This is a genomic window from Leptolyngbya sp. ST-U4 (genome assembly GCF_039962215.1).
GTDB lineage: Bacteria > Cyanobacteriota > Cyanobacteriia > Elainellales > Elainellaceae > Leptolyngbya_A.
Map to the genome: position 1 here is coordinate 1 of NZ_JAMPKZ010000071.1, position 8,946 is coordinate 8,946.

General features: G+C 51.3%; 9 protein-coding genes and 1 pseudogene. 3 read left to right on the forward strand and 7 right to left on the reverse strand.

Going from position 1 to position 8,946, the window contains the following annotated elements; translation table 11 throughout:
• Positions 1–119: 119 nt before the first annotated feature.
• Positions 120–293 (forward strand): hypothetical protein, encoded by a 174-nt coding sequence (locus NDA02_RS27680; RefSeq protein WP_190789695.1) that lies wholly within the window; start codon positions 120–122, stop codon positions 291–293.
• A gap of 10 nt (positions 294–303) precedes the next feature.
• Here the strand turns inward: NDA02_RS27680 and NDA02_RS27685 are convergent, their stop codons facing one another.
• Together NDA02_RS27685 and NDA02_RS27690 are read right to left on the reverse strand one after the other, a co-directional pair.
• Entirely contained in the window at positions 304–1,191 is an 888-nt protein-coding gene (locus NDA02_RS27685; protein ID WP_190789696.1) for a hypothetical protein, read from the reverse strand.
• A gap of 88 nt (positions 1,192–1,279) precedes the next feature.
• Entirely contained in the window at positions 1,280–1,789 is a 510-nt protein-coding gene (locus NDA02_RS27690) for a hypothetical protein (RefSeq protein ID WP_190789697.1), read from the reverse strand.
• 322 nt (positions 1,790–2,111) lie between these two features.
• Here NDA02_RS27690 and NDA02_RS27695 point away from each other — a divergent pair, with 322 nt between their 5' ends.
• The gene (locus tag NDA02_RS27695) at positions 2,112–2,363 is read left to right on the forward strand and encodes a hypothetical protein (RefSeq protein ID WP_190789698.1); all 252 of its coding nucleotides are present in this window, start codon (positions 2,112–2,114) and stop codon (positions 2,361–2,363) included.
• A 6-nt stretch (positions 2,364–2,369) separates the two neighbouring features.
• On the opposite strand, the gene glcD is transcribed toward NDA02_RS27695, so the two are convergent.
• Complete coding sequence (glcD, locus tag NDA02_RS27700; RefSeq protein ID WP_190789699.1) at positions 2,370–3,854, reverse strand: glycolate oxidase subunit GlcD; 1,485 nt, start codon at positions 3,852–3,854, stop codon at positions 2,370–2,372.
• Positions 3,855–4,144: 290 nt separating this feature from the next.
• Between glcD and NDA02_RS27705 the strand changes: the two genes are divergently transcribed.
• Positions 4,145–4,864 (forward strand): SH3 domain-containing protein, encoded by a 720-nt coding sequence (locus tag NDA02_RS27705; RefSeq protein ID WP_242067393.1) that lies wholly within the window; start codon positions 4,145–4,147, stop codon positions 4,862–4,864.
• Between the two features lie 35 nt (positions 4,865–4,899).
• Here the strand turns inward: NDA02_RS27705 and NDA02_RS27710 are convergent, their stop codons facing one another.
• From NDA02_RS27710 to NDA02_RS27725, 4 genes and pseudogenes are all read right to left on the reverse strand, one after another.
• Positions 4,900–6,378: a CoA-acylating methylmalonate-semialdehyde dehydrogenase gene (locus NDA02_RS27710; protein ID WP_190792461.1), complete on the reverse strand. Its 1,479-nt coding sequence runs from the start codon at positions 6,376–6,378 to the stop codon at positions 4,900–4,902.
• A gap of 311 nt (positions 6,379–6,689) precedes the next feature.
• Positions 6,690–7,292 carry a DUF2808 domain-containing protein gene (locus NDA02_RS27715; protein WP_190792462.1) on the reverse strand — a complete coding sequence of 201 codons (603 nt, stop codon included), beginning with the start codon at positions 7,290–7,292 and terminating at the stop codon, positions 6,690–6,692.
• Between the two features lie 172 nt (positions 7,293–7,464).
• Positions 7,465–8,850, reverse strand: a complete 1,386-nt coding sequence (psbC, locus tag NDA02_RS27720) for a photosystem II reaction center protein CP43 (RefSeq protein WP_348246726.1) — start codon at positions 8,848–8,850, stop codon at positions 7,465–7,467.
• Positions 8,834–8,946 (reverse strand): annotated as a pseudogene (locus tag NDA02_RS27725) (photosystem II D2 protein (photosystem q(a) protein)); the annotation flags it as partial. The gene psbC and the pseudogene NDA02_RS27725, both read right to left, overlap by 17 nt.

The following is an 8,946-nucleotide window of genomic DNA, read 5'->3' on the forward strand; positions in this document are numbered from 1 at the left end:
ACGGCATTAATTGCTTTGCGACGCAGGTCGTCACCATAAGGGGAAGGCATAGGCACTTCTAGACGCTGGTTTTCCCCTAGCCTAGCGTTCTAACCTAATCGCGTAAAGCTATAGCCTAGATGCCTGCCATTGCAATTTCAGCAACGCTTGCAAATGATAAAAAAAAGGCAGGATTGCCCTACCTCAAACCAGATTTCAAAAATCAATTTTTGACAAATTTTAGGCTTCAATCAACATCAAGACCGGCTTTCCTCACAGGCAATGCCAAACCATTTCTCCTGCAAAGAGATTGACCTTACGATGCTAAATTTCAGCAACCGCCCGTTCAACCAGTCGCCGCGTCAGCGTTTGCACTCCGGTGTGTTCGTAGTATTTAACGGACATATCAAGAAATGCGCCAAGGTAGTCTAATTTGTCTTTAGATACATCCACAAATTGCGTCAAGTTGTCGATCACCTTATCAGGAGTCAAATTGCGGGATGCCACAAAGTTATCCATCCAGCCTTTTGTGGAAGAAAAGCTTTCGCGAATAAAGCCTAGTTTGCCGTCTGTATTGCCGCCCGGAATCTGTTCTGCAACGCCTTTGAACGTGTTATTTTTCTCTAGTTCCGAAGGGGTCATTCCTTGAATTGCGTTTAATGCCTTCAGCGAGAAATCGGCTCCCAAAGGCACGAGTCCATCAAAACAAACAAGCGCTGCCATTCGCATCAGCGATTCGCCGCCGTAGTCTTTTAAGGACGCTAAAAAATCGCCCAGACTATCACCCGGAATGCCGTTGATTTGACAGAAGGCTACCACTTCAACGACGAGTTTGACGCATAGATCGATCGTTTGCGCTCTTTCAGGTTTGGGCGTGAGATGCTTCAACACTCCCAGAAACGAGATATCCTGCCCAATTCGGTTTGCCAGAGCTGCCGCGCCCAGTGCGCCCGATGCCGAATCGACGGTTTGATAAAGCCAGAGTGCCCGCTGATAGCCCTGCGATTTGTCGTTAAACAGCGTCACCGCCCGATCGCCAATTTGCTGAATCAAGCTTTCGTCGGTTTCACCCGTTACTTTCCGAATCGTATTTTCAAACCCGACTAGATTATCCCACTGTCCTGGCACGAAGGTATCGAGCGATCGCAGTGCCATTACGGTAATGCCGCCTGTCGGGAGACGGTCAACCAGTTCATAAATTGATTTACTCACAGAGTCCTCCTGAGCAAAGGGTCAATTGGTTTGCAGCGAATGATGCAGCGACTCTTGAAGTCCTGAGTCTGAACTTACCTGCCCGAACTTAACTCAGCTTGGTTAAGCCGTTCAAATCAAACTTAGTCAGCCATTCTGCCCGATTCTCCTTTGTAAATGAAGGATCGCGAGACAGCACTTTCACCTGATAGCGATCGTTCACCAGAATTGCAGTTCCATTTTGTCCCTGTTCGACGGCGGGATAGCCTGCAATCTTCATCGTGCTGTTCCTAAATTTCTCTGCGGCAGGTGTTCCGGTGGTATCGCTGATTGCCAGCATTGCCACATTTTTTCCACCCTGGTTTACTTTGTATTCAGCAAACCCTTTTTTCTCCTGAGCAGGCACAATCTCATAGCCAGAAACCGACTTCGGAAAGAACTGGTTAAACGCTCCTCCCTGAGTGGCATCAGTAGCAACGGCAGACGGCGCGCCTTTTTGAGTTGTTTCAACTTGCGTCTGTTCAAAGCGGGATGGCGCTTGTGGACTGCAAGCAGTAACCAGCAACAAAACGCTAAGCAAGACTGGTGCAAGAATTTGTCGCCAACGAGCAAGAACCATATTGCACTCCTAAGGCAGCAATCAACGGTTACATTTTCTCCTGTCGGCTTTAAATTTGGCTCTCCCTAAGGATGACTTAACGTTTTTATTTCCTTTGCGATTTAATCAGCTCACCGTTTTACCTCTGACCGTTTACTGACTGTCTATAGATTTATGTGGATTGGTCAATCCCGTAAAGATTCTACAAAAAACTACCCGATCGCCTTCAAATGTCCGAATTCAAACCGGATTCTTTTGTAGGAGAAAACAAGCCACAGTTTTCGAGCTGCCCCGTTCGCAGATTGGGTTCTTATTGTTCTTTTCTTTCCTAATGCTTCCCCCTATGCAAGTCGCCCCCCACGAAACCACAGTTTCGATCGCTCCTCAAGATATCGAAACTTACCTGAAAACGTATATTTGCTCGGCACTAGAGCAAAGCTACTCAAAAGAATGCTCGCCCACCCAGGCAATGGAACTGCTCGATCGTGCCTGGAAATCTCAAAAGCTGCTCTGGCAACTGCGCCGCGAGGAAGCTTCTGGGCAATCAAACTCCAGCTCAGCGTTTCAGATCGATCCTCAGATCGTCTTGCATTGAAGTGGGTTAGAAGCGATCGACGTTCGGAAAATCTTCAGCGGTAAGCGATCGGGCTGCTTCTCCGCAGGTTCTCGGCGTCGGGAACAGCTTTTCCGGGTTTGCCAGTCCCTTCGGGTTAAAGGCCTGCCGCACCCACTGCATCGTTTCCAGGTCGGTTTCATTAAACATCGCAGACATATAGCACTTTTTGTCTGCGCCGATGCCATGCTCACCCGAAATGCTGCCGCCCACTTCAACACAAAGCTTCAGAATATCGCCCCCCAGTGCCTCCACTTCCTCAAGCTGTCCCGGAATGGCATTGTTGTACAAAATTAGCGGGTGCAGGTTGCCATCCCCAGCATGAAACACATTAGCGACGCGATAGCCGTGTTTCTGGCTGAGTACCTCGATTTCGTGCAGCACGTATTGCAGTTTGGTTCGCGGAATCACCCCATCCTGCACATAATAATCAGGACTAATCTTGCCCATTGCGGCAAAGGCAGCTTTGCGTCCTTTCCACAGGGTGAGACGTTCAGTGGGATCAGTGGCAGTGCGAATGCTTCTTGCCCCATTTTGCCGACAAATCGCTTCGACCCGCTGGCGGTTTGCTTCAACTTCCACTTCCAGCCCATCGACTTCGATCAGCAAAATTGCCGTCGCGTCTCGCGGGTAGCAGTTGGTCGCCACCACATCTTCCACAGCATTAATGCTGAAGTTGTCCATCATTTCCATGCCGCCCGGAATAATCCCGGCACTGATGATGTCTGAAACCGCCTGTCCTGCCGCCTCGACGCTGGTAAAATCTGCCAGCAGCACATGAATTGCCTCAGAGGTTTTGAGAATCCGCAGCGTAATTTCGGTGGCAATGCCCAGCGTGCCTTCTGAACCGACAAAAATTCCTGCCAAGTCGTATCCCGGCATTTCGGGAATCTTGCTGCCTACCTCAGCGATCGATCCATCTGGCAAAACAATCTTCAGCCCCAAAACGTGATTCGTCGTCACGCCATATTTGAGGCAATGCACTCCGCCCGAATTTTCCGCTACATTGCCACCGATGGAACAAACAATCTGGCTGGAAGGGTCAGGCGCATAGTAAAATCCCGCTCCGCTAACCGCCTGCGTCACCCAATTATTAATCACGCCCGGCTGCACGACTACCCGCTGATTTTCGAGATCGATTTCGAGGATCTGATTCATCAGGGCTGTGCCAATCAGCACACAGTTTTCGATCGGCAGCGCACCTCCCGATAGCCCGGTTCCGGCTCCCCGCGCGATAAATGGCACGTTGAATCGATCGCAGATTTTCACCACTTCTGCAACCTGTTCTGTTGTACGAGGCAACACCACCACTGCCGGACGCTGACGATAGCTTGTCAGCCCATCACACTCATACACCAAGAGTTCTTCTTTGCGCTGCACTACTGCATTTTTACCGACAACAGCTTCAAAGGCTTTGACGATCGGTTTCCAGTCGCGCTGGTCTACAGAAGATTGAGCTGTGAGGGTCACCATAGCGGCATCCGAGGAGGAACGGTTCTACCTGTGAGCATAACAGATTGCCCTCCCGGATTTTTTGCGATCGAGTCCTGACTTGACTCCTGATTATTTTGTAGAGCAATGCGAAGCAGTTTTCTCCTGCGACGATTAACAGCTTGTCCCGAAAAATGGCTACTACCCTTGTGTAGTTAGTAATACCTAAAGTACGGGCATAATCTTTTGCAACCATAACCTTTTGCAAAACAGGTTGCTGTACTCAGGCAATCGAAATCGCAATTCAATTTGGGCTTAGGAGTTCCTACCTTATGTCACGCGTTCGCCAACTGCTCTGGACAACCCTGCTCATGCTGAGCCTACCGCTTCCCGCTTGGGCAGATACCGTCGTGCCGGTTGACCGCTTGAGAACCCAACTTCAGGGACGTACTCAAGTACCGATCGTCCTGCCCAGTAAATTACCCGAAGCCGATTCGCTGTATTCCAACATCACGAGCAACCGCCCCGACGGATACGAAGTCAGCTTCACCTATACGCCCGATTGTCAGGGAACCCCCTGCACCTGGGGCTATTTCTCCGCACAACTTGGCGGCTCTGTAGACACCGATCCTGGAAGTCCCCAAGACACGATCGAAGCGATTACGTTGGCAAACGGCATCCAGGGATATTTCACCAATTCCTGCGGCGCGTACTGCACTGCTCAGGCATCCTGGCTTTCCCAGGGAGTGCTCTATTCTGCCTCAGTGAAAAATGGACGTAGAGAAACGGTCATCGCTCTGGCAAATTCCGCTCTCCAAACGGCCCGCCCCAGCGCCAGCACTGCCACCCTCACCAGTCGCGATCCGGGTTCTCGAATTAATATTCGCGATCGAGCCAATCTTCAATCTCCGGTGCGTCACTATGGCTTGTCAGGAGACTCGGTGCGAATTTTAGCGCAAGCGATCGGCTCAGACCAGCAAACCTGGTATCAAGTACAGTTCACCAGCTCTGGGGCGACCGGCTGGGTACGGGGCGATTTTGTGCGGTTTTAGGAAATGGTTTGAAGGGAAGTTTCAAGGCGCAGCCCCTAAAACTGCCGCGACCAGTCTTTAAACCAACGCTCCACCACGACCTTCGTTTGGGTAAAAAACTCAACCGCGTGCTGTCCTTGTCCGTGCAGGTCGCCGAAAAAGCTCTCTTTCCAGCCGCTAAACGGAAAGAACGCCATCGGAGCCGCTACGCCAATGTTGATCCCAATATTGCCTGCCTCTACCTCATAGCGAAACTTCCGCGCCGCCGCCCCGCTACTGGTAAATAGACAGGCCATGTTGCCGTATTGCCCCCGATTCACAAGCTGAATAGCATCCTCGATCGTCTCAACATAAACCAGGCTCAGGACAGGACCAAAGATCTCTGTTTTGGCGATCCTGCTGTCGGGGTCAACGTCCTGCAAAATTGTGGGACGCACAAAATTACCCTGCTCATATCCGGTGATTTGAGGCGATCGACCGTCGATCATCACTTTTGCGCCTTCTGACTCGCCCTGCTGGATTAATTGCTCGATCCGCTGACGGCTTTCTGCGCTGATCACCGGACCCATCTGTACGCCTTTTTCCAGTCCGTTTCCCACCACCCGTGAGGCAGCTGCTGCCGCGATCGACTCGGTATAGGTTTTACGGGCTTCTCCAATGGTGATGGCGATCGACGCAGCCAAACATCGCTGTCCGGCACAGCCAAACGCACTGTCCGCTGTGATTCGAGTGGTCATCTCCATGTCAGCATCTGGCAGCACAATCACCGGATTTTTCGCGCCACCCTGACACTGCACCCGTTTTCCATTCGCGGTTGCCCGACTGTAGACATACCGCGCTACCCCACTCGACCCCACAAAGCTAATTGCCCGAATCAACGGATAATCGAGAATGGCATCGACCGCTTCTTTTGCGCCATTCACCAGGTTCACCACTCCAGGCGGCAGCCCAACTCGATCGATCAAAGAAAAAACTTTCTGCATAGTCAGCGGTACTTTTTCAGACGGCTTCACAATATAGGTATTGCCGCAGGCGATCGCATAAGGTAAAAACCAGAAGGGAATCATGCCCGGAAAATTAAACGGCGCAATCACTGCCGCTACACCAATGGGCTGCCGAAACATAAATTCGTCAATACCCGATGCGATGTCCTCAAAATTCGTTCCCTGCATCATCATTGGAATGCCGCAAGCCGTTTCCACATTTTCGATCGCCCGTCGCAGTTCGCCCTTCGATTCGTCCAGCGTTTTGCCGCATTCGATCGTGATGGTCCGCGACAGGTCCTCAAATTGCTCCTCCATCAGAGCTTTCAGCTTAAACAAATACTGAATTCGCTGCGGAGCTGGCGTCCGTCGCCAGGACTGAAACGCTTCATGGGCAACCTGCGCCGCCCGCTCAACTTCGCTTGCTGGAGAAAGAGGGACACTGGCAAGCCGATCGCCTGTCGCAGGATTAATCGCGTGAACAAACTCAGTGGCAGCAGAGTCACACCACTGCCCGTTGATATAGTTTGGCAGAATTGGCAGTTCAGACATGAGGCGTTCGCAGTCTAAATGAAAGTAAGCTCTGACAGATACAGCAGTATGAAGCTAAAAGGATGTTTGAGCAGTCGCGAATCCTACATCGCCCCCTAAATTCCCCAAACTTGGAAGACTTTGAGAACCTTGAGGAAAACTAGGTTCCCCCGGATTGGGGGTTAGGAGAGTAGCGGAGTTCATCACCTTAACTGGCAATCCCCGCACAAAGCAGGGCTGTATTTGAGATAAGGTCTATTGTCCTGCATCTTGGGCTTTATATCCGTTGTCTTAATCTGGAAGCCTTCAATGGGCATCTGCTTCCGGCCAATTCAATCGGAAAGGAGTTGAATGCCGTCATTGCCATAAAAGGTGAGCCGGGTATAGCCAAGAAATTGTCCACTCGTAGTACTGCCTTCTGGATAAGCCGTGACGCCAAACAGATAAACGCCCTGCATCCGAGGATTTCGCTGTGCTTCCAGAGCAAGCGTGACCGTCGTCCCAGATGGAACCGGACTGGCAAAGGCAAGCGTGACGGTTTGAGAATCCTCATCGTAGGTTTTTTGAGCGATCGGGATCTCTGTACCGCGATCGTTTGCTGTTCCTACAAAAGCACGAGTTGCCTCCAGGTCATAGCGAATTCGTCTTATCCGGGAAGACCCGTCTCGCTGAACCACGCTTACCTGCTGAAGCCCGCTACCCGAATCAGGCGGAACCTCCAATGTGAAATAGTAAACAGACGATCGCACTGCAACTTGCTTCTCAGGATTCTCGGCACTCACCAGGCGCGGTGGACGAGTAAAGGCAGCACGGGGACTTTGAGTATCCTGTGCCTGAGCTGAGGTTAAAGAATTGAAGGGACTCAATAGGCTACTTGCGGCTCCTAGAAATACGGCTAACGTGAGCGACAGTGCCAAAAAAGGATAATGTTTCATTTTTAAAGCAATGAATGAATAAGGAAACTGGATAGGTCGATCGTAACTTTTCTGTTTCTAAGCAATTTTGAATCTTGAGTTTGAACAGGGAATGCAAATTTTCGACATAAAATTCGACATAAAAAAGTCCCCGCATTTGCAGGGACCTATTGATTTACAAGGAGACTAAGGATTAGTCAATCTCAGGCATTGCCAGTACTGGCTCATTGTCACGATCGATGCCTCTCTCAAAGCCAGCCGCAGCAGCACGAGCGCGACCCGCGTGCCATAGGTGACCCACCAGGAAGAAGAAGCCAAGCACGAAGTGAGAGGTTGCCAGCCAAGCGCGAGGCGAGACAAAGTTCACGGAGTTGATTTCCGTTGCCACACCGCCTACCGAGTTCAGCGAACCCAGCGGAGCGTGAGTCATGTACTCAGCCGCGCGACGAGCCTGCCAAGGCTGAATGTCGTTCTTGATCTTTTCCAGATCTAGACCATTCGGTCCACGCAACGGCTCCAGCCATGGACCCTGGAAGTCCCAGAAACGCATGGTTTCACCACCAAAGATGATCTCACCTGTCGGAGAGCGCATCAGGTACTTACCTAGACCCGTCGGACCCTGAGCAGAACCTACGTTTGCACCCAGTCGCTGGTCACGAATCAGGAAGGTCAGAGCTTGAGCCTGAGACGCTTCGGGACCTGTCGGACCAAAGAATTCACTGGGGTAAGCAGTGTTGTTGTACCACACCATACAGGAGGCAATGAAGCCCATCAGAGACAGCGCACCGAGGCTGTAGGACAGATATGCTTCACCCGACCAGATGAAGGCGCGACGCACCCAGCCAAATGGCTTGGTCAGAATGTGCCAGATACCGCCTGCAATACAGATAAAGCCAACCCAGATGTGACCACCAATGATGTCTTCCATGTTGTTGACGCTGACGATCCAGCCATCGCCACCAAATGGAGACTTGAGCAGATAGCCAAAGATGACCGCAGGGTTTAGCGTCGGATTTGTGATGACTCGGACATCGCCACCACCGGGTGCCCAGGTGTCATACACACCGCCAAAGAACATTGCCTTCAGCACCAGCAGAAATGCACCAAGACCCAGCAGGATCAGGTGAATCCCGATGATGGTGGTCATCTTGTTCTTATCTTTCCAGTCGTAGCCAAAGAAAGAAGAATACTCTTCCAGGGTTTCAGGACCACGAACGGCGTGATAGATACCGCCCAGACCCAAAACCGCAGAGGAAATCAGGTGAAGCACACCCACCACAAAGTAGGGAAAAGTGTTGATGACTTCACCACCCGGACCAACACCCCAACCTAGCGTTGCCAGGTGAGGCAGCAGGATCAAGCCCTGCTCGTACATCGGCTTCTCAGGAACAAAGTGAGCGACCTCAAACAGGGTCATTGCACCTGCCCAGAATACAATCAAACCAGAGTGAGCAACATGTGCGCCCAGCAGCTTACCGGAAAGGTTGATCAAGCGAGCGTTACCAGACCACCAAGCAAATCCAGTCGATTGCTGGTCGCGTCCGCTCAGCAGGATAGAACTATTAGAGAGCGTTACCACGGGGCAGTACCTCTTCGGGGAATACAAATTGTTCGTGCGGCTGATCCTGAGGTGCCATCCAAGCCCGGATGCCCTCGTTCAGCAGAATGTTCTTCG

Excerpts from the sequence above, each read along its gene's own strand:
- NDA02_RS27715 (WP_190792462.1), bottom strand. The coding sequence starts at position 7,292 with ATGAAACATTATCCTTTTTTGGCACTGTCGCTCACGTTAGCCGTATTT.
- NDA02_RS27710 (WP_190792461.1), bottom strand. The coding sequence starts at position 6,378 with ATGTCTGAACTGCCAATTCTGCCAAACTATATCAACGGGCAGTGGTGT.
- NDA02_RS27705 (WP_242067393.1), top strand. The coding sequence starts at position 4,145 with ATGTCACGCGTTCGCCAACTGCTCTGGACAACCCTGCTCATGCTGAGC.
- NDA02_RS27695 (WP_190789698.1), top strand. The coding sequence starts at position 2,112 with ATGCAAGTCGCCCCCCACGAAACCACAGTTTCGATCGCTCCTCAAGAT.
- glcD (WP_190789699.1), bottom strand. The coding sequence starts at position 3,854 with ATGGTGACCCTCACAGCTCAATCTTCTGTAGACCAGCGCGACTGGAAA.
- NDA02_RS27690 (WP_190789697.1), bottom strand. The coding sequence starts at position 1,789 with ATGGTTCTTGCTCGTTGGCGACAAATTCTTGCACCAGTCTTGCTTAGC.
- NDA02_RS27680 (WP_190789695.1), top strand. The coding sequence starts at position 120 with ATGCCTGCCATTGCAATTTCAGCAACGCTTGCAAATGATAAAAAAAAG.